The 25,120-nt window shown below is 69.6% G+C and carries 21 protein-coding genes and 1 pseudogene; 12 read left to right on the forward strand and 10 right to left on the reverse strand.

Annotated elements, in window-relative coordinates:
• Nucleotides 1-2: 2 nt before the first annotated feature.
• Entirely contained in the window at nt 3-1,220 is a 1,218-nt protein-coding gene (locus tag LZ604_RS19450) for an MFS transporter (protein WP_234516655.1), read from the reverse strand.
• A 133-nt stretch (nt 1,221-1,353) separates the two neighbouring features.
• Here LZ604_RS19450 and LZ604_RS19455 point away from each other — a divergent pair.
• A pseudogene (locus tag LZ604_RS19455) lies at nt 1,354-1,598 on the forward strand (MarR family transcriptional regulator); the annotation flags it as partial.
• Nucleotides 1,599-1,675: 77 nt separating this feature from the next.
• On the opposite strand, the gene LZ604_RS19460 reads toward LZ604_RS19455, so the two are convergent.
• A complete protein-coding gene (locus tag LZ604_RS19460) occupies nt 1,676-2,107 on the reverse strand; it encodes a MarR family winged helix-turn-helix transcriptional regulator (RefSeq protein ID WP_234516656.1) in 432 nt (143 codons plus the stop codon).
• A 47-nt stretch (nt 2,108-2,154) separates the two neighbouring features.
• On the opposite strand from LZ604_RS19460, the gene LZ604_RS19465 reads away from it, so the two are divergent.
• Entirely contained in the window at nt 2,155-3,120 is a 966-nt protein-coding gene (locus tag LZ604_RS19465; protein ID WP_267971574.1) for an SDR family oxidoreductase, read from the forward strand.
• A gap of 98 nt (nt 3,121-3,218) precedes the next feature.
• Here the strand turns inward: LZ604_RS19465 and LZ604_RS19470 are convergent, their stop codons facing one another.
• Nucleotides 3,219-4,025 (reverse strand): thioesterase family protein, encoded by an 807-nt coding sequence (locus tag LZ604_RS19470; RefSeq protein WP_234516658.1) that lies wholly within the window; start codon nt 4,023-4,025, stop codon nt 3,219-3,221.
• Nucleotides 4,026-4,152: 127 nt separating this feature from the next.
• Here LZ604_RS19470 and LZ604_RS19475 point away from each other — a divergent pair, with 127 nt between their 5' ends.
• A complete protein-coding gene (locus tag LZ604_RS19475) occupies nt 4,153-4,590 on the forward strand; it encodes an acyl-CoA thioesterase (protein WP_234516659.1) in 438 nt (145 codons plus the stop codon).
• A gap of 129 nt (nt 4,591-4,719) precedes the next feature.
• Nucleotides 4,720-5,184 carry a hypothetical protein gene (locus LZ604_RS19480; protein ID WP_234516660.1) on the forward strand — a complete coding sequence of 155 codons (465 nt, stop codon included), beginning with the start codon at nt 4,720-4,722 and terminating at the stop codon, nt 5,182-5,184.
• Nucleotides 5,185-5,221: 37 nt separating this feature from the next.
• Here the strand turns inward: LZ604_RS19480 and LZ604_RS19485 are convergent, their stop codons facing one another.
• On the reverse strand, nt 5,222-6,310 hold the full coding sequence (locus LZ604_RS19485) for a glutamate--cysteine ligase 2 (RefSeq protein WP_234516661.1): 1,089 nt from the start codon (nt 6,308-6,310) through the stop codon (nt 5,222-5,224).
• Nucleotides 6,311-6,607: 297 nt separating this feature from the next.
• On the opposite strand from LZ604_RS19485, the gene LZ604_RS19490 reads away from it, so the two are divergent.
• On the forward strand, nt 6,608-7,867 hold the full coding sequence (locus tag LZ604_RS19490; RefSeq protein ID WP_234516662.1) for a DUF418 domain-containing protein: 1,260 nt from the start codon (nt 6,608-6,610) through the stop codon (nt 7,865-7,867).
• 54 nt (nt 7,868-7,921) lie between these two features.
• Here LZ604_RS19490 and sbnA read toward each other — a convergent pair whose 3' ends face one another.
• The 4 genes from sbnA to LZ604_RS19510 are packed head-to-tail and all read right to left on the reverse strand — an operon-like array spanning nt 7,922 to nt 13,141.
• Complete coding sequence (gene sbnA, locus LZ604_RS19495; RefSeq protein ID WP_234516663.1) at nt 7,922-8,950, reverse strand: 2,3-diaminopropionate biosynthesis protein SbnA; 1,029 nt, start codon at nt 8,948-8,950, stop codon at nt 7,922-7,924.
• Nucleotides 8,951-9,001: 51 nt separating this feature from the next.
• The gene (gene sbnB, locus LZ604_RS19500; RefSeq protein WP_234516664.1) at nt 9,002-10,072 is read right to left on the reverse strand and encodes a 2,3-diaminopropionate biosynthesis protein SbnB; all 1,071 of its coding nucleotides are present in this window, start codon (nt 10,070-10,072) and stop codon (nt 9,002-9,004) included.
• A gap of 7 nt (nt 10,073-10,079) precedes the next feature.
• Nucleotides 10,080-10,583: a hypothetical protein gene (locus tag LZ604_RS19505; protein WP_234516665.1), complete on the reverse strand. Its 504-nt coding sequence runs from the start codon at nt 10,581-10,583 to the stop codon at nt 10,080-10,082.
• Nucleotides 10,580-13,141, reverse strand: coding sequence for a Pls/PosA family non-ribosomal peptide synthetase (locus LZ604_RS19510; protein ID WP_234516666.1), 2,562 nt, complete (start codon nt 13,139-13,141; stop codon nt 10,580-10,582). The genes LZ604_RS19505 and LZ604_RS19510 overlap by 4 nt, the downstream gene beginning before the upstream one ends.
• Before the next feature lie 213 nt (nt 13,142-13,354).
• On the opposite strand from LZ604_RS19510, the gene LZ604_RS19515 reads away from it, so the two are divergent.
• The 7 genes from LZ604_RS19515 (at nt 13,355) to LZ604_RS19550 (ending at nt 23,270) form a co-directional block, all read left to right on the forward strand.
• Nucleotides 13,355-13,942, forward strand: a complete 588-nt coding sequence (locus LZ604_RS19515; RefSeq protein ID WP_234516667.1) for an RNA polymerase sigma factor — start codon at nt 13,355-13,357, stop codon at nt 13,940-13,942.
• Entirely contained in the window at nt 13,932-14,690 is a 759-nt protein-coding gene (locus LZ604_RS19520; RefSeq protein ID WP_234516668.1) for an anti-sigma factor family protein, read from the forward strand. Before LZ604_RS19515 ends, LZ604_RS19520 begins: the two co-directional genes overlap by 11 nt.
• Nucleotides 14,691-14,862: 172 nt before the next feature.
• Nucleotides 14,863-15,375 carry a zinc-binding dehydrogenase gene (locus LZ604_RS19525; protein WP_234516669.1) on the forward strand — a complete coding sequence of 171 codons (513 nt, stop codon included), beginning with the start codon at nt 14,863-14,865 and terminating at the stop codon, nt 15,373-15,375.
• Between the two features lie 631 nt (nt 15,376-16,006).
• Entirely contained in the window at nt 16,007-19,081 is a 3,075-nt protein-coding gene (locus tag LZ604_RS19535; RefSeq protein WP_234516670.1) for an FAD-binding and (Fe-S)-binding domain-containing protein, read from the forward strand.
• Nucleotides 19,082-19,117: 36 nt separating this feature from the next.
• The gene (locus LZ604_RS19540) at nt 19,118-20,941 is read left to right on the forward strand and encodes a thiamine pyrophosphate-requiring protein (protein WP_234516671.1); all 1,824 of its coding nucleotides are present in this window, start codon (nt 19,118-19,120) and stop codon (nt 20,939-20,941) included.
• Nucleotides 20,938-21,462 carry an enolase-like domain-containing protein gene (locus LZ604_RS19545; RefSeq protein ID WP_234516672.1) on the forward strand — a complete coding sequence of 175 codons (525 nt, stop codon included), beginning with the start codon at nt 20,938-20,940 and terminating at the stop codon, nt 21,460-21,462. Before LZ604_RS19540 ends, LZ604_RS19545 begins: the two co-directional genes overlap by 4 nt.
• On the forward strand, nt 21,459-23,270 hold the full coding sequence (locus tag LZ604_RS19550) for a glycoside hydrolase family 15 protein (protein WP_234516673.1): 1,812 nt from the start codon (nt 21,459-21,461) through the stop codon (nt 23,268-23,270). The genes LZ604_RS19545 and LZ604_RS19550 overlap by 4 nt, the downstream gene beginning before the upstream one ends.
• Before the next feature lie 74 nt (nt 23,271-23,344).
• Here LZ604_RS19550 and LZ604_RS19555 read toward each other — a convergent pair whose 3' ends face one another.
• Nucleotides 23,345-23,827: a DUF6328 family protein gene (locus LZ604_RS19555; RefSeq protein ID WP_234516674.1), complete on the reverse strand. Its 483-nt coding sequence runs from the start codon at nt 23,825-23,827 to the stop codon at nt 23,345-23,347.
• Between the two features lie 104 nt (nt 23,828-23,931).
• Entirely contained in the window at nt 23,932-25,059 is a 1,128-nt protein-coding gene (locus tag LZ604_RS19560; RefSeq protein WP_234516675.1) for a PP2C family protein-serine/threonine phosphatase, read from the reverse strand.
• Nucleotides 25,060-25,120 lie beyond the last annotated feature (61 nt).

Genomic DNA, 25,120 nt, shown 5'->3' on the forward strand with positions numbered 1-25,120 from the left:
GCTCAGCGGCCGAGTCCGGCGGGTGCCTGCCTGGCCCGCTCGGAAGCGGTGACCGCGCTGCCGGGGACCCGGGTGCGGGTGCGGCGGTCGAGGAAGGCGGCCAGGAAGGACAGCAGCAGGGCGGTGCCGGAGAGCAGGGCGCCGACCCAGTTCGGGGAGGTGTAGCCGAGTCCGGCGGCGATGACCATGCCGCCGAGCCAGGCCGCGAGGGCGTTGCCGAGGTTGAAGGCGCCGATGTTGGCGGCAGAGGCCAGGGTGGGGGCGGCGGAGGCCTGGTCGAGCACCCACTTCTGCAGCGGCGGCACGGTGGCGAAGCCCAGGGCACCGATCAGCGTCAGGGTGATCGCGGCCAGGACCTTGTTGTGGGCGGTCGCGGTGAACAGCAGCAGGGCCAGCGCCAGGGCACCCAGTGACGTGAACAGCATCGGCATCAGGGCGCGGTCGGCGAAGCGGCCACCGATGAGGTTGCCGCAGAACATGCCGACGCCGAACAGCACCAGCAGCCAGGTGACCGCGCCCTCGGTGTAACCGGCGACCTCGGTCATCATCGGTGTGATGTAGGTGATCGCGGCGAAGACACCGCCGTAACCGAGCACGGTCATCGCCGTGGCGAGCCAGACCTGCACATTGCGGAAAGCGGCGAACTCGTTGCGTATGTTGTCCGTCTCGGGCCTGCCCGTGTCGGGCACGAGCCGGGCCACGCCGAGGAAGCCGACGATGCCCAGCGAGGCGACGACCGCGAAGGTGACGCGCCAGCCGACGGCTTGCCCGACAAAGGTGCCGGCGGGGACACCGACGATGTTCGCGATCGTCAGCCCCATGAACATCAGGGAGATGGCCGAGGCCTTCTTCTCCGGGACGACGAGGTCGGCGGCGACGACGGAGCCGATGCCGAAGAACGCGCCGTGCGCGAGAGAGGCCACTACGCGGCCGATGAGCATGACGCCGAAGACGGGGGCCGCGGCGGACAGGGCGTTGCCGATGACGAAGAGCGTCATGAGGAACATGAGCATCTTCTTGCGGGAGACCTTGGTGCCCAGCACGGTCAGCAGTGGGGCGCCCAGAACGACACCGAGCGCGTAGCCGGTCACCAGCCAGCCTGCGGTGGGGATGGAGACGCCGAAGTCGTCTGCGACCTGGGGCAGCACGCCCATGATCACGAATTCGGTGGTGCCGATCCCGAAGGCCCCGATGGCCAGTGCCAGGAGCGCGAGAGGCATGGGAAGCCCTTCCAGTTGTTGCGGGAGGCGTTTGCAAGCGGAGACAATAGTTGCAGACGCGTGATAGACGCAAACGTCGTAAGTGGTGGTTCGTGGTTACAGGCGTATGCAACTATTTGGATGTGCCCCGCCGATGAAGGAGGTCTTGACGACCGCCACCGACCCCGCCCTGACGGCCCTGGCCAACGGCTGGTGCGCCCTGTTCCTGCTGCACGACCGGATCGAGGCCGCTTGGAACGGGCCCTGCAGGCCGGGCACACCCTGAGTGCCCGCCGTCGTGCTGAGTCAGAGCGCCACCACGCGCCTGGTGACCCGCCTGAGGGCCGCGGTCTGCTGTCCCGCCGCCTGTGCCCCACCGGCCGCCGCGGTATCTACACGGAGGGCCGTTGAATCTCTCCCGTTCCCCGCGCCCGCCTCCGCATGGGAGCTCGCGGACGCCATCCCTTCGTCGCCGGTCAGCCGAGAGGCCGTTGGGAGTCGACCATCAGCTGGAGAAGGTCCCGGAGGTCACGTCGCTGGGCCTGGTCGAGGGCGGCCAGCGGATCGGTCGCGAAGCTCAGGCGTTCACGCAGGTCGTGGGCGGCCGCTCGGCCGGCCTCCGTGGCGGCGATGCGCTTGATCCGTCGGTCGGTGGGGTCCGGAACGCGTTCGACCAGGCCGCGGCTCTGGAGTCGGTCCACCAATGCGGTGAGGTTGGAGGGATCGGTGCCCAGGCGCTCGGCAATCCGTCGCATGGGCAGCGCTTCGTCCAGCGTGAGCAGCACCTTGACCTGTTGCGGCGTGAGGCCGTGGTGCGCCGAGGCGGTCTCGTACTCGCGGCTGTAGAGATCGGTGATCTTCGCGAAGAGGGCGACCACATCTGCGGTGAGCTGGTCCGGGGCGTTCATGAACGCAGTCTAGACCGACTGGAAGGGCACCACCATGGTTGACAATGATGGTGGTACTCAATAACTATTGTGGACGTGCGGACGACTACCGCCGACTCGCGGCGGCACGGGCCACAGGTTCCGGCAGCGTCCCTCCTGCAGCAGAAACCCAGCACACCCAGGGAAAGGCCGTCATGTCCTCCAAAGTCGTCCTCGTCACCGGCACCTCCTCCGGCATCGGTCTCGCATCCGCCGTCGCCGCCGCCCGCGCGGGGTGGGCCACCGTCGCCACCCTCCGCGACCCGGAGCGGGCCGGCGCACTGCGCGAGGCCGCCGACCGGGCGGGGGTGTCGATCGATGTCCGGCAGCTCGACGTCACGGACCCGGACTCGGTGACCGCCGCATTGGACGGCGTCATCGCCGACTACGGCCGGCTCGACGCGCTGATCAACAATGCCGGTGCGGGCCATGTCGGCACCATCGAGAACGAGACGGTCGAGGACGTACGCCGGGTGATGGAGGTCAATTTCTTCGGCGTCGTGCAGACCACCAAGGCCGCGCTTCCGCACCTGCGCGCCTCCGGCGGCCGGCTGATCACCGTCACCTCGGTCGGCGGAGTCGTCGGCCAGCCCTTCAATGAGGCCTACTGTGCGGCCAAGTTCGCGGTCGAAGGCTTCATGGAGAGCCTTGCCCCGGTGGTCGGCAGGCTCGGAGTGGCCGTCTCCGTCGTCGAACCCGGCGCCGTCGCCACCGAGTTCGTCAACAACATCGACCTGGATCCGGCTCAGGTGATCGCCGCCGCCGGCGACTACGCGGAGCCGCTGCGGGGGTATGTGACCCGTACGCAGGGCCAGTTCGCGCATTCCGCGCAGACGCCCGAGCAGGTGGCGGACACCGTCATGGAAGCACTCACCGCAGAGCGGCCCGCGTTCCGGCTCCAGACCTCCGACTGGGCGCGCGCCTTCACCGGCACGAAGCTCGCCGACAACGACGGCTCCGCTGTCCTTGCGATCACCAGCGCATACCTGGGCTGACCGGGGCCCGTGCCGGACCGCCCGAACCGGAGGCAGGAGGCCGCCGTTCGTGTCGTGAAGCCTGGCGAAGCGGTCCTCGGAAGTTCCGAGCCCGGTCGTCAGCCCCGGGTGCCGACGAACAGACTCTGCACGCTACGACCGATCGAGCCCTGCTCGTCGTGAAGGGCCGCTTCGGCCATCCCCATCCCGTCGGCGTCGATGCTGGTCCGGGCGTCGAGGCAGACCCACTCACCCAGCGGGTGCCGGTGCAGGTGCACCGTGAGGTCGGGATTGATGAACACATGTGAGGCGAAGTCGAGCACGTGGCTGAGCCCATTGCCGGAGTCGGCCGCCACCAGGACCCGGTCCAGCGGCATGATCTTCTCGCCTTCCACCAAGGGCACGCGCATCCGCATCCAGCAGGTCGCCGGCCCTTGGCCGAGGAAGGAGCCCGCCGCGAAGCGGGTGTCCATGGCCGTGTGGTAGCCCACCTCCCACGGCACCGGGAAGAACGGCTCGGAACGGGACCGCTCGGGGGCCGGGACGGTGAGAGATTCACTTGTCGGCGACACCGAACCGGGCGCGGTCCGGATGCGAAGTGCCGTGGCCCGCATGACCTCGTCCCCTCCGTCAGGGGTCAGCGACGCTTCGACCAGCTCCACGCTGCGTCCTTCTCTCAGGATGCGGGTGGTCACCGAAAGCGGGCGGAGCGGCACCGGGCGGAGGATCTCGAAGGTGATGCGGGCCAGGCGCATGTCCTCTCGGGCGCCCGGGCGCAGCTGGACGGCCCGGCCGAGCAGCGCCGCCGGCGGCCCGGCGTGCTGGCTGTGCTCGTCCCAGGGGCCGCGGGTGTGGGCGGTGGGGACGAAACGCAGGTCCCCCACCTGTTGGAAGAACGCCTCGGCATCGCTGACTGGCACGGCCACCGTTCCCCGCTCCTTCCGGCTGATAGGCCGACAGGTTACTCGCTGGTTCACGAGTCTCGGGTCACATAGCCAGGACAGTTAACGATGATTAACGTAACGCCGGAAACGGAGCGAGAGGAGGGAAGCGGTGGAGACCCAGACGGAAGTGACGTACCGCGGCACCGTCTACCCATGGCACTGCGACCACATGGGGCACATGAACGTGATGTGGTACGTCGGCAAGTTCGACGAGGCGACCTGGCAACTCTTCTCCGGCATCGGCATCACGCCCGACTACCTGCGTGACACAGGGCATGGCATGGTCGCCGTCGACCAGCGGATCTCCTACCGCCGGGAGGTTCTGGCGGGGGACGTACTGGTGGTCCGTTCCGCGCTCCTCGAGGTACGGAGCAAGGTGATCCGTTTCTGTCATCGGATGGAGAACGCGGCAACGGGAGAAGTGGCCGCCCTCACCGTGCTGACCGGCGTCCACCTCGACACCACGACCCGGCGTTCGTGCCCTCTGCCCGAGGAACAACTCGCCCGCGCCAAGGCCAGGGTCACCGACCTCGACCCCGGCCTGTGACCGTACGCCCCACGGGTGCAACGGAGCCGGACACTCGGCGCGGATGGGGAGCCGTACGGGCCGTCGCGGCGTTAGGGGCGGCAGCATCGCGGGCACAGCAGAACTCATCGACCACCCGCAGGAGTCCGCATGACGAGCCTCGACCGCTACGACCACGACCCCGATGCGATCGCCTGGGCCCGCGCCAAGGTGCGGAAGAGCGTCGACCGGGCGGAACGCGCCGCCGCCGGCGACACCCTCGGCGCCGAGGACCGCGAGCAGTGGAGGCGGATAGCCGCCTACATGCGGCGTGAGCTTCTCAACCGCGAGGGCGTTGTGCACGCCGCGTTCGACGAACGCCTCCCCGCATTCCACGGGGTGAACGCGGCACGGGAACCCGGAATGAACGAGGACCCGGAGGCCACCCTCAACACCCTCCGCCCCGCAGAACGCCAGAAGACCGCAGGGGCCGTCGACAGGATCCGCGCCTGGATCGCGAGCGAACCCGTCACCGCGCAGACCGACTTCGGTGAGGGCTACCGTGAGGCCCTCCGCGACATCCAGGTCCTCATCGGAGGGCCGGTACCCGATGTACACGGAGCGGGTTCCGGGTGAAGGCCGGAGACGAGGGCTGCCGCGTGCGCGACGGCGCTCAGGTCTGCGTCAGGCGTACGCACTCGGCGACGACGTCCCGCAGGCTTCCGGTCCGATCCATCAGGTCCCGTTGAACGCGGGCGCCGTTTCCGTGCCGCAGCAGGCGGCGCATCGCCTCGCGCGCCCAGTCGAGGTCACCCGCGTCGGCGAGCGCGTCGCCTACATGGTCGAGCAAGGCTTGCATCACCGCCTCCGCAGGCGTGCGCCGCATGGTCACCGGGTGGAGCAGTTCCCCTGCCAGTCCGGTCCGGGCGGCCTGCCAGGCGGCCAGTCGCAGAAGGCTCACACTGTGGTCGACCGGCTCCCGGCCCACCCGCCATGCGCGCGCCGCCGTCTCCACCAGACCCCGGGCGAGGGCGGCGATCAGCTGGGCGTTCTCTGCGTGCAGGCAGACGTCGGAAACCCGGATCTCCACGGTCGGGTACCGCGCGGACAGGCGCGCGTCGAAGTAGACCATCCCCTCGTCGAGGATGACGCCGGTGTCGACCATGTCGGCCACCCGCCGGTGATACCGCTCCGGCGACCCGAACAACTCCGTGGGACCGGCCGATGGCCAGCGCCCCCACACCCGGCTGCGGTAGCTGTGGTAGCCGGAGTCCTGGCCTTGCCAGAACGGCGAGTTCGCGCTGAGTGCCGCGAGCACGGGCAGCCAGGGGCGGACACGGTCCACGACCGCCACGGCCTCCTCGTCCGACTCGACGGACACGTGCACATGGCAGCCGCAGACGAGCTGCTCCCGGGTGGCGATGCCGTACTGCTCGGCCATCCACTGATAGCGCCTGTTCATGCTGATGGAGGGGCTCACGGGCAGCGGTGACGTGGCGAGCGCGGCCACCGCGCAGCCGATCTCCTCCGCATGCCGGGCCGCCTCCTTGCGACAGCGGACGAGTTCACCGCCGAGTTTCGCCATGTCCGATTGCGGATGCGTGGCGAACTCCAGCATCTGCCCGTACAGCTCCTTCTCGAAGACATCCCCCGCCGCCTCGTCCTGCGCCGCGCGCGCAAGAACCGCGGCGGACAATGCCTTCGGCTCACCGGTCTCCGGGTCGACCAGGAGGAGCTCCTCCTCCACTCCGACGGTCCGCACGTCATGCCGCCTTTCTGCTCGTCCGCTGCGACACCGGGGGATCGCCGGGTCGTAGGGGCCCGACTACCCCGCATTCGCGAAAACTGGCGCGGTCGTGTCTCGAGATTCGTTTCGCCGGGGCGGGTCTGACCAGGCCACTGTGTGCCGCATGTCACTTTCCCGCCAGTCGGCCAGGCGGTTCCAGCCGGTCGGCCGGGAGGCGCCGGCCGGTGAGCGGGCTGGTGTCGGCCGGTGGGCGGGGTGTCTTCGGCCGGCCGCCGGGATGGCTGGCACGGCAGGTCCCTGAAGCCTGTAGGCATGACGTTGAACGCAACGCTGGCTGTGCCGGCACAGGTGTCGCGTGAGCCGAAGGCGGATCGCTCGGGCGCCCCGGCCGGTACGCCGTCCACCGGCCGGCTCATCGGGATCGATCTTGCACGTGGACTCGCGGTCTTCGGTATGTACTCGGCCCACGTCGGCCCCGACGTGACCGTGGGCGGGCCGACAGGGTTCCTGCTGGAGATGGCGCGAGGCCGCTCCTCCGCCCTCTTCGCGGTGCTCGCGGGCTTCTCGCTGATCATCATCACGGGCCGCCCGCAGCCACGGACAGGCCGCGCCGGCCGCCAGGCGGTGGTCAGGATCATGATCCGCTCAGTCCTCCTGGGGGCCCTCGGCTACGCCCTCACCGCCCTGGGCACCTCGGTCGACGTGATCCTCAGCTTCTACGGGCTGCTCTTCCTGACCGCCCTCCCGCTGTACCGGTTGCGGGCGAGGACGCTCGCGCTCCTGGCCGCCGCGGGTGCGCTGATCCTGCCCCAGGTCCTCTACGTCATACGGAAGTCGATCGAGGCAGGGAGCTGGGCCGACGCCATCGCCGCCGGGGACCCGCTGGCCCGTGTCACCGGGACGGACGGCATCGTCGAGCTGCTGTTCACCGGGGAGTATCCGGTGCTCACCTGGCTGCCGTTCCTGATCGCCGGTATGGCGGTGGCCCGACTCGACCTCACTCGCTCCCGTATCCGATCCCGGCTGGCCGCCACCGGCGGGGCACTGGCCCTCCTCGGCTACGGAGGCTCCTGGCTGGCCATGCGCCTGGTCCCGCACGCCCTCTCGGCGGTCGCGGCGGCCACGGGCGATTCGGCGTCATCCGCGTGGTGGTCCGACACCGTCGGTGAACCGGAGAACGGCACCCCGCTCGCCTGGCTGCTGGTGGCCGCACCGCACAGCCAGACGACCTTCTCCATAGTCGGCAACACGGGTGTCGCGATTGCGGTGATCGCCGGATGCCTGAGCGTAGCCGCCCGAACGCCGCGCCTCACACGCCTGGCCACACCCGTTGCGGCGGTCGGCATGACAGCGCTGACCGTCTACGTCCTGCACATCGTCGCCCTCTGGTTCTTCACCCACGTCTGGCACGTCGCCCTGGTCGAGGACGGAAGCATGGCCGCCTTGCCCGTGCTGCTCGGCTTCATCGCGGCCGCGACACTCCTGGCCGCCGTGTGGACTCGTCTGTTCCGGCGTGGCCCCCTGGAGTACCTGCTCCACATCGCGACCCGGCCCGCTCGGCACATCAAGTGAGACGGCGGCCGGGAAGCGTCAGGAGCCTGGTGATCGCCGGTGGGAGCAGCAGCTCTACGGCCGCCCGCCCGGCGACCGCGCCGAGGGTGCTGAGCGGATCTCCCGGTAATCGGCATGGGGCAGCGTGTCCTCCGCCAGGACATCGTCGCCGTAGAGATCCCGGATCCAGTTGGTTTGGTAGACGGTGTCGAGATAGCGCTCGCCGAGGTCCGGAGCGATGGCCACCGCGGTGAGGGACGGAGTGTCACACCGGGTCAGCCAGTCGATCGCCCCGCTGACCACGGTGCCCGTGGAGCCGCCGAACAGGAAACCGTGCCTGGCCAGGCAGTGGCAGGCCCGCACGGTGTCGGCCTCTTCGACTTCTATCGCCTCGTCCACGTACGACGCGTCGAGCAGCGGCGGTCGTATGCTCATGCCCAGGCCGGGCAGCATCCGTCGTCCAGGTGCTCCGCCGAAGGTCACCGAGCCGACGGTGTCGACGGCGACGATCCGAACGGGGCGGTGCCAGAGCCTGAACCAGCGGGCGCATCCCATGAGCGTTCCGGCGGTGCCCGTTCCGACGAACAGGACGTCGAGGTGCGGGAACCGGCGCGCGATCGCCGGCGCCGTCCTGCGGTAGTGAGCGATCCAGTTGTGGGCGTTGGTGTACTGGCTCAGCCACACATACCGCTCGTCGCGGGCGCACTCCCTACGGACGTAGTCGAGGCGCGCGCCCAGGAAGCCACCGTGCGGGCTGGGCTCGGTGACGACGTGGACCCGGGCGCCGAGCGCCTCCATCAGCAAGCGGGTGGACAGGTTGCAGCGCGAGTCCGTGACACACAGGAACCGGTAGCCCTTGCTGGCCGCTATCACGCTCAGGGCCACGCCCATGTTGCCCGACGAGGACTCCACCAGGACCGACGCGGGCGTCATCACGCCTGCCCGTTCCGCGGCCTCGACCATCTCCGTGGCCGGCTTCAGTTTGATCGATCCGGCGAAGTTGAAGCCCTCGCATTTCAGGAACAGCGGCTGCCCGAAGACCGACTGCAGGTCTACGTAGAGGTCCTCCTCGTTGAAGCTGTAGGGGTCGGATATGACTGGCACGATGTCCTCCGTGGGTCGAGAGCGGCTCGGCCGGGTAGCGCCGCCGGCCGCTCATCCGTAGCGGTTCGGCTGATGGAAGAAGTCGTCGACTACATACAGTTCTCCGGACTCGGCGATCCGGTCGTAGACGTACTTGCCGACCGCCAGATCGAGTACGCCCAGACCGAAGGGTGAGAAGACCACGGGACGGTCCGGTGGCGGTATGACGCGTCCGGCCATGACGTCCTCGAGCGTGCCGTCGAGGAACTGCCGGTTGCCGGTGAGCTGTTCGGTCAGATGCGGTGATGTGTCGGCTCGCAGGCAGTGTTCTATGTCGTCGACGATGTTGGCCGACGCGAGCAGAACCGCGGGTGCCAGGTCACGCAGCGATATGTGGAGCACGAGCGGGCTGTGCGCGAACCATGCCGGGTCGTGGACGTGCGGACGGGCGGCGACGGTGGCGAAGACCACCAGGTCGCTGAGGCGGATCACCTGTTCCGCGCTGTCGTGCACGGTGACGGGCCCCACGGCCCCGGACTGCTCCAGGCAGCAGCGGAAGGCTGCCGCGTTGTCGGGCGACAGGTCGAACACACCGATGTTTTCGAACGCCCAGCCGGTTCCGATGAGGAACGAGTGGATGTAACGGGCGATCAGCCCCGTCCCCACAAATCCGAGGTGCGTCGGGCGCGGCCGGTGCCGGCTGAGCCGGTCGGCGGCCAGCGCGGCCGACGCGGCGGTCCGGGAAGCGCTGATGATCGAGCTCTCCAGGCATGCGAACGGATAGCCGGTGTCATGGTCGTTGAGGATGAGCACCGCCGATGCCCGAGGGATGCCGAACGTCACGTTCTGCGGGAAGCTGGAAATCCACTTGAGGCCGTCCACCCGTGTCTCTCCGCCGAGCGAGGCGGGCAGCGCGATGATCCGGGAGGACGGACGATCGTCGAAACGCAGGAAACACGAGGCCGGGTTCACCGAGCGCCCCGCAGCGTGCAGCCGATATGTGGTTTCGACCAGCTCCACGATGTGCCGTTCCCGTCCCTGCAGCGCACGCTGCACCTGTGCGCCGGAGATGACGGCGAACGGCGGCACTCGCTGCGTCCCGGACGGTGTGAGCCGGGTGGCGGGGGAGTAGGTGGTGGTCATGAGGTGATCACCTCCAGGCGGGCGTCGGGCAGGCGAGCCAGGGGAGCGCCGTGTGTGAGGTGCCGCCGGCGTCGTCGAAGGAGTGGTCTCGCCGGCCGATCCGGTGCTGAGGGGTGCCGAGCGCGGTGGCCCGGGCGGCGGCCAGGCGCGCCTCGGTCGGTGTGCGCGGTGGTTCGCCGGCGGGTGAGGCCGTCGCGTCGCAGATGACGAGGGGCCCGGTGGGCTCGAGTTTCCTGCCGAGCGCCGCCAGAGCCTGGCGGTCGACCTTGCCGTTCGCGGTCAGTGGCAGTTCATCGCGCCAGTGGAAGGCCGAGGGAATCATGTAGGCGGGCAGGCGCCTGCCCAGGCGGTCGCGCACGGCGCCGTCCGGCAGCGGGCGCGCACCGCAGCAGCGGGCCACCAGGCGTCCGCCCCGGTCGCCCGGGGCGACCGCGACCACGGCGGCGACTCCGGCGAAGGCGATCTCGCCGGGGGCGCGGAGCGGTACCTGCGACAGGTTCGCGGCGGTCATCGGCCGCACCTTCCCGCGTCGTCGCGGCCCCGATCCAGCTCCCTGGCCGGATTCCCGGCCCACCGGGAGTGCTCCGGGGCCATCTCCCCCTTCATCAGGAACGAGTCCGGGGCGAGCACCACGCCGTCGCCCACTGTCACGCCGTAGTGGATGAGCGCACCGACCCCGACCGTGCACTCGCGGCCGACAGTGGTGTTCTCGGACTTGAACGTGCCGTCCTCCTGTGAGTGGCACTGGATGGTGCTTCCCGCGTTCAGCGTGCACGCGTCTCCGATGGCCACCATCCTGCGATCGGACAGGTAGCAGCCGTCGTCGAACACCCGGTGCCCGATACGGACTCCCAGGAGTCGCCAGATGACGCTCTTGAACGGGGTGCCGTTGAAGATGCGGAAGTACGTCTCCGACGGCACTTTCCAGTAGCGCTCGCGCCACCAGAAACGAGAGTCGTAGATCGAGCAGTACAGGGCGGCGGGAGGGTGCACCGCGATGAGGACACGCTCGACCGACACGTAGTACACCACTGTGAACATCAGAAGGAGCGCATCGGCCAGGGCGATGGCGGGCGCGCCCAGCAGCGGGTAGGCGTCGGCCGCCCCGGCGGTGAGCAGGAGGGCCCCCAGCACGTAGATCCACCGCACCAGCAGGTACCAGCCCATGGTGGCGGCGTTGTGCCTGTTCTTCGCCGCGAGACCACGGCGAAACGCCTCACCGCTTTTCAACCGGTCGAACCGGCGGTCGCGCAGGACCGATCGCGGGATGGGGAAGCTGGGTGAGCCCAGCAGCCCCACGCCTTCCCGGATCTCGCCGTCGACCGGGACCATGACCTTCGTCGCCAGAAGGCAGTCGTCGCCCGTGCGGGCCCGCGCCGGATAGCAGATCCAGTTTCCCAGGAAGCTGTGCGCCCCGATCGATGTCCGGGACACCCGGAACGCGGTACTGGAGAAGTCGGCGTTCACGATCGACAGTCCGTCGGCGACCATCGTTCCGCCGCCGACGGAAGTCAGGTAGGGAGTGTCCTGCTTCACGAGCGTGCCGAAATTGGCCCCCGTCTGCTCGATGTGCGGGAAGCGGTAGCCGATACCGTGCAGATAGTGGACGATGCAGGAACTGTCGCCGAACAGGCGGGTGAGCACTCTTCTGTTGGTAAGCCGCCCGACCGCCCGGTGCAACGCATGGCGCCATCCGTACAAGGGGTAGTCGCGGTCCGGTGCCAGAGCATGACGGAGCGCACGGGGCGGAACGGTGACGAGCAGAAGACCGAGCAGCAGCCCACCGAAGACCAGCACCGCGGCAGCCACCGCCGCGTCGCGATAGAACGCGCCGCTGAGCAGGCCCGCGGGCCCCGGCTCGACGACCGTTTTGAGCCGGGGGACCGTGACCAGCAGCATGACGACGCCACCGACCGCGAAGGGCACGTACACGAACACGGCGGCCGCCAGTTGCAGGACACTGTGCAGGACTCTGCGCGGCATGGCGTGGGGCACTTCGCCGACGACCTGGAAATTCGTCTCGGTACACTGCGCCGGGGATCCGCCCCAGTGCTCGCCTTCGGGCACGACCTGCCCGCTGTGCAGCGAGGAGGCATGGCCCAGTTGGGCTCCGTCGCCCAGCGCAGTCCCGATGTCGATCACCGTGGCCTCGCTGATGAGCACCGAGCTCCCGACGCTCACCGCACCCGTCTGGATCATGCCCGCGTGGCCGCGATAGCAGGGGAAGAAGGAGTCCTTCCGTATGACGGTGTGTTCACCCACGGTGAGCAGGTCGGTACAGACGGGCACGTGTCGGGAGAGGATGACGCTGCCTTGACCGATGCGGGCGCCCAGTGCACGTAGATAGAGCACGTACAACGGCGAGCCGACGAACAGCACCAGCGGATCCGAAGAGGTCAGTGTTTTCACGATCCAGAAGCGCACATACCGCAGGGACCATATGCGGATCTGCTCCTGCTTCCACCGACCGATGAGTGTCCACTTCACCAGGACCGGAAAAATGCACAGTCCCACGAAGCCGGCAGTGCCGAACAGCAGCGATCTCACATACAGATCGAGTACGCCCGACCGGGCGGAGATCCAGTCGTATCCCCAGGCGGTGGCCATCGCGAGGAGATAGGTGTAGCCGAGGAAGGTGAGGACCTGGAGGAATCCGCACAGCACGTACCCGGTCATGCCTGCCATGGCGGCGGTGGGCGGCTCGGGAGCCGGCAGATCCCGGGAGGGCCTCTGCGACAGCACGACGCGCGGCGGCGCGGCACGGGCGACGGCCGCCGTCAGCTCTCTGATCGTGGGATGGAGATAGACCTCCTTCATCGACACCGAAGGCAGATCCGCCCGCTTGCGAAGCCGCGCGCAGAAATGCGCCATCACGAGGGAATCGGCACCCAGGCCCTCGAAGAAATGGCTGTCGACCGGTACCTGGTCGATGTGGAAGACCTCGGCCAGCACCTCCGCGAGTGCGTGCTCAAGAGATTCGACCGAATCACCGCCGAGGGAGCCGCCTGCTGACCGGCCGTTGCCGGGGGTGCTTCCCGCGCTGGACGCGAGCTTCGTTTTCGAGGCCATGACGTCTATACGGAGCGCACAGATGAATGTATTGAGCAATCGGAACATTTTTCATATGGCGGACATTCGTCTCGCGGAGTAAACCGAGCACCGGCCGCGGCGCGGGCCGCCGGTCATCCGATGGAGCTTGGGGCCGTATGGAGAGAGAATTGGAATGTGATCTTCCGAAACGGCCGCGCAATCCCATGGCCCGGGCGGACCGTACATAGAGGTATGCAGAGGTACCGGTTCCCCGTCGGCCGCGTTCCGGACGAGGCATTGCTGTCCGGACTGGCCACCGGGGACCCGGAGCTTGCCGTCACCTTCGTACGGAGGTTCCAGCACACGGTCTTCGGTGTCGCCATCGCCGTCACCGGGGATCCGCAGCTTGCCGAGGACATCGCCCAGCAGACGTTCGAGCGTGCATGGCGTCACGCGCAGATCTACGACTCCCGCCGTGGTTCGGTGACGACCTGGCTGACGACCATCGCACACAACCTGGCCATAGACGCCGTCCGCTCACGGCGGCCGGAGCCCGTGGCGCCGGAAGACCTCGACGCGATCCTGGGCGTCGTCAGCGAGACGCCCGAGCAGCAGGCCCTCGCCGACGAGGCGTCGTCCAGACTGCGGGCCGCCGTGGCGGAACTCCCGCGCGAACAAGGTCGTGCGCTGGTGATGGCGGGCATCTACGGAATGACGGCCCAGCAGATCGCAGACTGGGAGAGGATCCCGCTGGGCACCGCCAAGACGCGCATCAGGACCGCGATGGGGAAGCTGCGCATCACCCTCGCGACTCCAAAGCGAGGCGACCATGTCCAATGAGGTGACCTGCGACGGCATGCGGGAGATCGGCGCCGAGCTGGCTCTCGGCGTGCTGCCGGGCCGCGAGCGGGCGGCGGCGGTGGCCCATCTGGATCGGTGCGCGGACTGCCGCGAGTACATCGAGCAATTGACCCTCATGGGCGACCGGCTGATCGGGCTGCTGCCGGGCAGTGAGCCGCCGTTCGGGTTCGAGACCAGGGTGGCGCGGTCGCTGATGCAGGAGACATCGCCACGCAAGGGGCTGAGCCCGTACATCCGCCGATCCGGTATCCCACGCACGACACTCGGCGGCCGCGTACGGGTGCGGGCCGCCGCCGGGGTGGCCGCGCTCACACTCGCCGTCGGGTTCGGCGGCTGGGCCGTCGGCACGGCGTTCGAGCATATGACGGCCGGGTCCACGGTCTCCTCGGAGGTCGGGAAGGGCCTGCTGTGGGGAGGGCTGACCTCGCCTCGTTCGCCTGGGAAGCCGACCGGTGAGATCTACGCGCATTCGGGGTCCCCGGGCTGGGTGTACATGACCGTCGACCTGGCCGACGCCGGTACCCCGTACAACGGCGAGGTCGCCTGTCTCCTCGAGCGCAGTGACGGCAGCGCGCTGCGCATCGGCACCTTCACCTTGCACGGCGGCTACGGCTACTGGGGTGGCCCCGCTCCCGTCGACTCCTCGTCGGTCTCAGGCGTCCGGCTGACCTCGTCGGACGGCACCGTGCTCGCCAAGGCCCCCTTGAAAGCGGCGGGGCGGGCGTAGCCGGGCAGGCTGCGGGGCTCCAGGCCGCGCCGAGTACGCGGCGGTCGACGCCCGCCTGCTCGCCCGCAAACCCTCCTCACTCACGCTGCGCGAGGCCGCGGCCCTGCCCCTGGTCGTCATCACAGCGTGGGAGGGCCTGGTCGACCGGGCGCAGGTTCACGCGGGGCAGAAGGTGCTCGTCCACGGCGGCGCCGGCGGCATCGGCCATGTTGCCGTTCAGATCGCCCGTGCCCGCGGCGCCGAGGTCTTCGCCACCTCCTCGCCCGCGCGCATGGAGGCCGTCGAGCGCCTGGGGGCTACGGCGATCGACTACACCACCGCCGCCGTGGAGGAGTACGTCGCCAAGTACACCGGCGGAGAGGGCTTCGACGTCGTCTTCGACACGGTCGGCGGTCCCGTGCTCGACGCGTCCTTCGCGTCCGTACGCACCTACACCGGCCATGTCCTGAGCGCTTTGGGCTGGGGCACCCACAGCATCGCCCCGCTCTCCTTCCGCGGAGCGCTGACCGGGCGCGGGCGGGACCACCGCGGGGAGATCCTGCGCGAGGCAGCCGCCCTCGCCGATGCGGGGGCACTCAAACCCCTGCTCGACAGCCGGCGCTTCACACTGGCCACCGTCGCCGACGCGCACGCGGCCGTGGAGAGCGGCACCACCCAGGGCAAGGTCGTGATCGACAATGACTGACCTCACCCTCTCCGCGACCGGCCGCCTGATCCGGAGTCGAGGGCAGACTTCAGTGCCTCCCGCATCCTGCACCGGCGGCGCGATCACCTGGGCGTCCGCTCCCTCGCCCACCCACAGCCCGATCGGGAACGCTGCGGCCGCCTCCGGCAGGGCGGCCCTGCCGCCCCCGAGGTGCTTGACGAAGTCGGGGCCGGCCCCATTGAGCAGCTCCGGGTCGGCCTCGCGGAAACCGCAGTCGCCGCCGAGTTGATCGACGATGTCGTCAGCGGTCCGACGGCTGCCGCGGTCCAAGGCAACCTCCCTGTGTCAGACCGCCGACGTGGCACACGATTCACCCCATCGGCGTAGCGGCGATGCCCGATGTCGGACTCGCCTGTCCACGCCAAGAGCCTCGGCTGCCGTCACGGGCTTCCCCCAGGCGCAACGAACTGACCGCACCATCGGCCGGGGTGCCGACGACCAAGACCTTCCGCCCGCTATCCGGCCCTGGCTGCGCACCGTGGCGCTTTGTAGCGAGCGAGTGACGAAACACCCTTGCACCCTGCAAAGGCGGGTACTCGACCCCGCGGCGGCAGGATGCCGCCTGCCCGGCCGGGACATCAGGCATGCTTCAGGAAGGCGGTTGTCCCCGATGAGTCGCACGGTGCCCTACGACGCCTCCGCGGTGGACGTGGCCGGTCTGGAGGCGGCGTTGCGTGAGTCTGTGGACGCCGAGATCCGCTTCGACGCCGGCAGCAGAGGTGCGTACGTCACGGACGGCTCCAACTACCGCCAGGTGCCGCTGGCGGTCGTCGTCCCGCGCAGCGTGGAGGCCGGGGCGCAGGTGGTGGAGGCGTGTGCCCGCTTCGGAGCGCCGGTTCTCTCGCGTGGCGGCGGCACCAGCCTGGCGGGGCAGTCGACGAACACCGCTGTGGTGATCGACTGGAGCAAGTACTGCCACACCTTGGTTTCCGTGGATCCCGACGCTCGCACCTGTGTGGTCGAGCCGGGCATCGTCCTCGACGAGCTCAACCGGCGGCTGTCCGACCACGGCCTCCAGTTCGGCCCGAAGCCCTCCACCCACAGCCACTGCACACTGGGCGGGATGATCGGCAACAACTCCTGCGGCGCGTCCGCCCAGGCCTACGGCAAGACCGTCGACAATGTGCGCCGGCTCGAGATCCTCACCTACGACGGGCTGAGAATGTGGGTCGGGCCGACCTCGAAGGCAGAGCGGGCGCGGATCGCCGCCGAAGGGGGACGTAAGGCCGAGATCTACGACGGTCTGGAGCGCATCGCCACCGAGTACCTGGCGGACATCCGGCGCGGCTACCCGAAGATCCCGCGCCGGGTCTCCGGCTACAACCTCGATTCGCTGCTGCCGGAGAACGGCTTCGACGTCGCCCGGACCCTGGTCGGCAGCGAGGGCACCCTGGTGACCGTGCTGCGCGCCGAACTGGAACTGGTGCCGGTGCCCCCCTACCAGTCGCTGCTGGTGCTCGGCTACGACGACATCTGCCAGGCCGGCGACGACGTGTCCCGCGTACTGGAGCACTGCTCACCCAGTCAGCTGGAGGCGCTGGACGGGCGGATGGCGCAGCTGATGCGCGAGGAGGGCGCCTACCTCGAATCGCTCAACGCCCTTCCCGAAGGCGACAGCTGGCTGCTCGTGCTGTACAGCGGCGACAGCCAGGACGATGTCGACGAGCAGGCGCATGCCCTGCTACGGGCCGTCGGCCGCAGCGAGAAGGACCCCGACGTGGCCTTCTCCGACAACCCGGAGCGCGAGCAGAAGATGCTCAAGGCCCGCGAAGCCGGACTCGGCGTGACCGCGCGGCCCCCGGACGACCGGGAGACCTGGGAGGGCTGGGAGGACTCCGCCGTCCCACCCGAGCGCCTCGGCGACTACCTGCGCGACCTCAAGCAGCTCTTCGGCGAGTTCGGCTACGACCACCCGTCTCTCTACGGGCACTTCGGGCAGGGCTGTGTGCACACCCGTATCCCCTTCGCGCTGAAGACCGGCGAGGGTGTGGCCGACTTCCGCCGTTTCGTCGAACGGGCCGCCGACCTCGTGGTCTCCTACGACGGCTCCCTGTCCGGCGAGCACGGTGACGGACAGGCCCGGGGCGAGCTGCTGACCCGTATGTTCGGCGAGCGACTGGTCACCGCCTTCGGCGAGCTGAAGACACTGTTCGACCCCGGAAACCGGATGAACCCGGGCAAGGTCGTCGACCCGAACCCGGTCGACGGGCAGCTCCGCCTCGGACCCTCCTGGCGGCCGGCCACACCCGAGACGCACTTCGGCTACCCGGAGGACGAGCACTCCTTCACCCGCGCGGTGATGCGCTGTGTCGGTATCGGAAACTGCCGCAGTCACGAGGGCGGGGTGATGTGCCCCTCGTACCGGGCCACGAGGGAGGAGGAGCACTCCACCCGGGGCCGGGCCCGCCTGCTGTTCGAGATGCTCGGCGGCCACGCGGACTCGACGATCACCGACGGCTGGCGCTCCACCGAGGTGCGCGACGCCCTCGATCTGTGCCTGGCCTGCAAGGGCTGCAAGTCGGACTGCCCGGTGGGCGTCGACATGGCGACCTACAAGGCCGAGTTCCTCTCCCACCACTACGCGGGCCGGATACGCCCCGCCGCCCACTACTCCATGGGCTGGCTACCGGTGTGGGCACGGCTCTCCCGCCTCGCTCCGTCCCTGGTCAACACCCTCCTCCACACCCCCGGTCTGGCCCGCGCGGGAAAGCGGCTGGCCGGCGTGGCCGAGGCCCGGCAGGCCCCGCTCTTCGCCAAGCAGTCCTTCCTGCAGTGGTACAAGGCGCGCGACGTCGAGGAGCCCGACCCCGCTGACCCGCGGACCGTGCTGCTATGGCCGGACACCTTCAGCACGTACTTCCACCCCTCGATCGCGATCTCGGCCGTACGAGTCCTGGAGGACGCGGGCTTCCGGGTCGCCGTCCCCACCACACCCGTGTGCTGCGGCCTGACCTGGATCTCCACCGGCCAGCTGACCGTCGCCGAGAAGGTGCTTCGCCGCACCCTCGATGTGCTGGGGCCCTACCTCGAGGCAAGCACTCCGATCATCGGCCTGGAGCCCTCCTGTACCGCGGTGTTCCGGGCCGACGCACCCGAGCTGATGCCCGCCGACCAGGACGTCAAGCGTCTGGCCGGGCAGGTCCGTACCTTCGCCGAGCACCTGGTGCACCATGCGCCCGGCTGGCAGCCGCCGCAGCTGGCCCGGCAGGCGACCGTACAGACCCACTGCCACCAGCACGCGATCATGAAGTTCGACGCCGACCGTGAACTGATGCGCCGCGCCCACCTGGACGCCGACGTCCTGGACGAGGGCTGCTGCGGACTGGCCGGCAACTTCGGCTTCGAACGCGGCCACCACGAGGTCTCCATGGCCGTCGCGGAACAGGGCTTTCTTCCCGCCGTCCGCGCGGCCGCCCCCGACAGCCTGCTCCTCGCCGACGGGTTCAGCTGCCGCACCCAGATGGAGCAGGGCGACACCGGACGCCGGGCCCTGCACCTGGCCGAAGCGCTCGCCCTCGGCCTGGAGGGCAGCTTGCCCAGTGACCACCCCGAACGCCTGGCCGAGCGGCCCGCCCACCCGACCCGCGCGGCCCGGTGGGCGACCATCGCGGGCGCCGCAGCCCTCACGGCGACGGCCGCCACCGCGGCCGGCCGGGCGCTGCGGCAGCGCCCGCACCTCACGTGACCGAGCCCCCGAGAGCAACTCAGGAAAGGTCAGAACATGTCTACGAAGGTCTCCGACCACGTCCTCGAGCGCCTGCGCGACTGGGAAGTGGAGTACGTCTTCGCCTACCCCGGCGACGGCATCAACGGCCTGCTCGCCGCCTGGGGCCGTGCCGACGACAACCCCCGGTTCATCCAGGCCCGCCACGAGGAGATGGCCGCCTTCGAAGCCGTCGGCTATGCCAAGTTCTCCGGCAAAGCAGGGGTGTGCGCCGCGACCTCCGGTCCGGGCGCCATCCACCTGCTCAACGGGCTGTACGACGCCAAGCTGGACCATGTGCCGGTGGTCGCGATCGTCGGCCAGACCAACCGCAGTGCCATGGGAGGCTCCTACCAGCAGGAGGTCGACCTGCTGACCCTGTACAAGGACGTCGCCTCGGACTTCTGCGAGATGGTCACCGTTCCCGAACAGCTGCCCAACGTGCTTGACCGGGCGATGCGCACCGCCATGGCCCGACGCTCGGTGACGGCCGTCATCATCCCCGCCGACGTACAGGAACTCGACTACTCCCCGCCCGCGCACGCCTTCAAGATGGTCCCGTCCAGCCTGGGTATGCCGCACTACGCGCCCGTGCCCTCCGACACGGACGTCACCCGTGCCGCAGAGGTGCTCAACGCGGGTGAGAAGGTCGCGATCCTCATCGGCCAGGGCGCCCGCGGTGCGCGCCAGGAGGTCATGGCGGTCGCCGACCGGCTCGGGGCGGGCGTGGCCAAGGCACTGCTGGGCAAGGACGCCCTGGACGACGACCTGCCCTATGTCACCGGCTCCATCGGCCTGTTGGGCACCCGCCCGTCGTACGAGCTGATGCAGGGCTGCGACACGCTCCTCGTCATCGGCTCGTCCTTCCCGTACACCCAGTTCCTGCCGGAGTTCGGGCAGGCGCGGGCCGTGCAGATCGACATCGACCCGCATATGGTCGGCATGCGCTACCCGTTCGAGGTGAACCTGGTGGGCGACGCCGGTGAGACGCTCACCCGGCTGCTGCCGCTGCTCAAGCCGTCCAAGAACCGGGGCTGGCGCAAGAAGATCGAGAAGGACACCGCCCGCTGGTGGGAGGTCATGCAGCGGCGTGCCGCGGTCGACGCCGACCCGATCAACCCCGAGTACGTCGCCCACGCACTCAACGACCTGCTGCCCGACAACGTCATCCTGTCCTCGGACTCCGGCTCCGCCGCCAACTGGTACGCCCGGCACCTGAAGCTGCGCGGCGCCATGCGCGGCTCGCTGTCCGGCACCCTCGCCACGATGGGGCCCGGAGTGCCCTACGTCATCGGCGCCAAGTTCGCGCACGGCGACCGCCCGGCGATCGCACTGGTGGGCGACGGGGCGATGCAGATGAACGGCATGGCCGAGCTGATCACCGTCGCCAAGTACTACCGCGAGTGGCAGGACCCGAGGCTGATCGTGGCCATCCTGAACAACGGTGACCTCAACCAGGTCACCTGGGAGATGCGCGCCATGGAAGGCGCCCCCCAGTTCCTGCCCTCCCAGTCGATCCCCGACGTCGCCTACGCCGACTTCGCCCGTCTGATCGGGCTGGAGGGCATGCGGATCGAGAAGCCAGGCGATGTGCGGGGGGCGTGGGAGGCCGCGCTGGCCGCCGACAAGCCCATTGTGCTCGACTTCGTGACCGACCCGGCGGTGCCGCCGATCCCGCCGCACGCCACCCTCGACCAGATCGAAGCCGCGGCGGCGTCCGTCCTCAAGGGCGACAGCGACCGTGCCGCCATGGTCCGCCAGGGCTTCAAGGCCAAGATCCAGGAGTTCCTGCCCGGCAGCCACCAACGCGAGGACAGGCACGGCGCGAGGGACGGCAAGTGACCGACACCCCGGTGGTGGAGCGGGTGGACACCGCCGTGTTCACCGTCCCCACCGACGCCCCCGCAGCGGACGGCGCCCTCAGCTGGGACACCGCGCTCGTCCCGGCTGCCGTCCGCTGCGGCGACGCACCCGGCATCGGCTACACCTGCGCGCCTGTTGCCACGGCACGCGTCACCGACGACCTGCTTCACGGAGCGGTGCAAGGATCAGCGGTGCTCGACGTGCCGCGCATGAACGAGACCGTGCAGCGCGCGATGCGCGACGCCGGGCCGCCCGGCGTCACGGTCCAGGCCGTGTCCGCCGCCCACGCACACGCCGCCGCGGCGGCGCCCAACCTGTGGCTCCCGGAGTGGTGCGACGACCACGTCCGCATCGAGCGCATTCTCTTCGACGGTGTCCTCGCCCGCGACGGCGGCAGCATCACGCCCGGCATCGACGGCGCACCCGGACCGGGGCTCACCCCGACACCGAGCGCGCACAGTCCCACCGGGTGGGCTGATCACAGGAGACAGCACCCATGAGCACCCCATTCTCCCCGCCACACCCACTGCACGACTACGCGCTGCTGGCCGACGGGGAGCGCGGCGCGCTGATCGGACCGGACGGCGCCCTCACCTGGCTGTGCGCCCCCACATGGCACGACGACGCCGTCTTCGCCTCGCTCATCGGCGGTGGAGGCGTCTACTGCGTGGCCCCGCGCGCCCGTTACGTCCCCGGCGGCTACTACGAGGAGGGCACCCTCATCTGGCGCAGCCGCTGGGTCACCACCGACGGCGTCATCGAGTGCCGCGAGGCCCTCGCCTACCCCGGCGACGAGAAACGCCTGGTCCTGCTGCGGCAGCTGCTCGCCGTCGACGGAACGGCCCGGGTCCGGGTCCTCCTCGACCCGCACGCCGACTACGGCCGAGCCCCGCTCACCTCCGTGCACCGCGACGACGACGGTGTCTGGCATCTGGCCACCGGCCGCCACCTCCTGCGCTGGCAGGGCGCCGCGTCGGCGACCGTCCGCGAGGAGGGCCTGACCGCCGACCTCGTGCTGAAGCCGGGGGAGAGCCATGACCTGGTCCTGGAGTGCTCCGGCTCACCGCTGCCGCCTACGCTCCCGCGGGCCGAGGAGGCCTGGGCCGGCACCGAGCGGGCCTGGCGACAGTCACTGCCCCCGCTGCAGACCATCGCCGCTCGTGACGCCAGACGCGCGTATGCCCTGCTGCGCGGGCTGACCACCCAGGGCGGCGGCATGGTGGCGGCCGCCACCACCAGCCTGCCCGAACGCGCCGAGGCAGGCCGCAACTACGACTACCGGTACGTGTGGATCCGCGACCAGAGCTACGCCGGGCAGGCCGCGGCCGCCGCCGGCACGCCCGAGCTTCTTGACAGTGCCGTCCGATTCGTCAGCGAGCGGCTGCTCGCCGACGGCCCCCGGCTCGCCCCCGCCTACACCGTGCACGGCACGCGCGTCCCCCGCCAGCACGAACTCGACCTGCCCGGCTATCCCGGCGGGTTCAGCCGGATCGGCAACCACGTGAGCGGGCAGTTCCAGCTGGACTGCTTCGGCGAGGCACTGCTGCTGTTCGCCGCGGCGGAACGCCTCGACCGGCTGAATGCCGACGCCTGGAAGGCCGCCGACCTGGCGGTACGGGGCATCGCCGAGCGCCACAGGGAACCGGACGCGGGCATCTGGGAGCTGGAGGCCCGGCGGTGGACCCACAGTCGGCTGATCTGCGTCGCCGGGCTGCGGGCCCTGGCCGACGCGGCACCGCACCGGCCGCTCGCCGACACCTGCACCCGGCTGGCCGACACGGTGTTCACCGAGACCGCGGTGAGCAGCGTGCACGCAGACGGCCACTGGCAGCGCGCCCCCGACGACGCCGCGGTCGACGCCGCACTGCTGCTGCCCGCCGTGCGCGGGGCGCTGCCCGCCGACGACCCGCGCACCAGAGCCACGCTGGCCGCCTGCCGTGAGCGACTGACCCAGGACCATTTCGTCTACCGCTTCCGTCACGACGAGCGGCCGCTGGAGGAGGCGGAGGGCGCCTTTGTACTGTGCGGCTTTGTCATGGCGCTGGCCGAACACCAGCAGGGGCACACAGTCGACGCCTATCGCTGGTTCGAGCGCAACCGCGGTGCATGCGGCGCGTCGGGACTGTACGCGGAGGAGTTCGACATCGCCCAGCGCCAGCTGCGCGGCAACCTCCCGCAGGCCTTCGTCCACGCCATGCTGCTGGAGACCGCCGCCCGTTTCACCCAGGATCCCCTGCCACACGGCGCGCGCCGCCGGGCGGCGAACTCGACACCCGACCGTCCCCTCGGCCCGATGTCCCGCAGCTGATCGCGGTCTGGTGGTGACTGACGCATACAGAGGCAGCGGTCAAGCCTGGCCGCGCGGGGCGGGCGACCCTTGGGTCATCCGCGTCCCTCTGCCCACGGCAGGAGGAACCACAGGCAGGCGAACATCGCAGTGGTTGCGGTCGTGATGGCGATGGCCGCAGTGCGGCCGAGTACGAGATCCATGAGGAGCAGGACGGCGCCGTTCAGGGCCAGCGCGAGAAAGACGAGGCCGACCTGGGCATACCGCGCGGACAGAGCGACGATCCTGGGCTTCACGCCGCGGTGGAACAGGCCGCGGTGCAGAGCCACCGGGGTGGCCAGAACGGCGGAGGTCACGACGGTCAGCAGCAGCGTGACGACATAGGTGAAGCGCTGGAACGCACTGAGCTGCGGAAAACGGCTGGTGAAGGCCACCGCCAGCAGGAAGGCGAAGAGAATCTGCACGCCGGTCTGGACGACACGCAGTTCCTGGAGGAGCTCGACCAGATTGCGGTCCGCCCGCTCCTCAGGCGTTTCGTCCCGCGCCATCCGCGGCGGCTGATCCGGCTCCTTCGGCATGATCTTCACTGTCCGCGCTTCCACCGCGACATGCGAGTTCCCGGGACCGTGTGTCGGCACGGCCCTGGACCGGCCGTCCGGGCTCGCCTCTCCGGGCGCCCTTTCTAGGCCGGGGCGCTGTGGCCCGCTGTGCACGTCGACGTGTCGCGCAGGCGTACGGCAAGTGCCGCGATGTCGTCGTCGAGTCCTCCGCCGCTGTGCCGGAGGAGATCACGATGAAGCCGATGGAGAAGTTCCCGCGGTCGCGCTGACGTCTGGCGCCGCATCCAGTCCTGCAGGGGGAAGAACTCGCCCTTGGCGTTTCGGCTCTCGATGATGCCGTCGGTGTAGAAAAGCAGCTGGTCGCCGGGGGTGCAGGTGATGGTGTCGATGCTGTAGTGGTCACCGATGAGTGTCGCGAGATTCAGAAGCGGCGACGGCGCGGTGGGGTCCAGCACGTGGAGCTTGCCGTCCTGCACGATCAGTGGCGGAGGGTGCCCGCAGTTCAGGAGGCTGAGGCGCTCGCACTGTGGCGAGATCTCGGCGAGCAGGACGGTCGTGAAGTGCTCCGACAGCTCCCGAGTGGGGAACGTATCGATGTGGCGGGTGCTGCTGATCTCCATGCGGCGGACGATGCTGCACAGATCCGACTCCTCGTAGGCGGCCTCCCGGAAACAGTTGACCACCGCCGCGGCTGCTCCCACGGCGGGCAGGCCCTTGCCGCGTACGTCGCCGATGAGCAGCCTCACCCCGTAGGGGGTGCTGACGGCCTCGTAGAAGTCTCCGCCGATCCGGGCCTCTGCCTCGGCCGCGAGGTACATCGACTCGATCTCCACGCAGCCGACGCGCGACGGCAGGGGACGCAAGAGAACCTTCTGCGCGGCGTCGGCGACCAGCCGGACCTGGATGAGGGCCTGTTCCCGCGAGATTCGGATGTGGCTCGCGTAGGCGGCGGCCAGAGTGACCGCGGCGATGGCGCCCACGGTGTACCAGGTGCCCAGGTCCGGGTAGACGAGGCTGAGTGCGATCATGATCACAAGGCAGGCCGCGCCCAGGAGCACGGTGGGCAGCACGGTCCAGATGGAGGCGGCGAGGGCCGGTGCGGCGGTCAGGATACGGCTGAAGGCGACCTGCCTTGGGGTGGTGAACGCCAGGCAGGTGACAACGACCGTCAGGATCACCGGTGACAGCAGGACAGGGCTCCACCGTCCTTGCGGGCGGGGATGAAGACGCGACTGTCCGATCCAGTGCATAAACCACAGAATATCGGCACAAAAGCGATGAACGGATGTGCAAACCCGCCGAGATGTTCGC

The organism is Streptomyces glomeratus (assembly GCF_021462825.1).
Taxonomy (GTDB): Bacteria; Actinomycetota; Actinomycetes; order Streptomycetales; family Streptomycetaceae; genus Streptomyces; species Streptomyces glomeratus.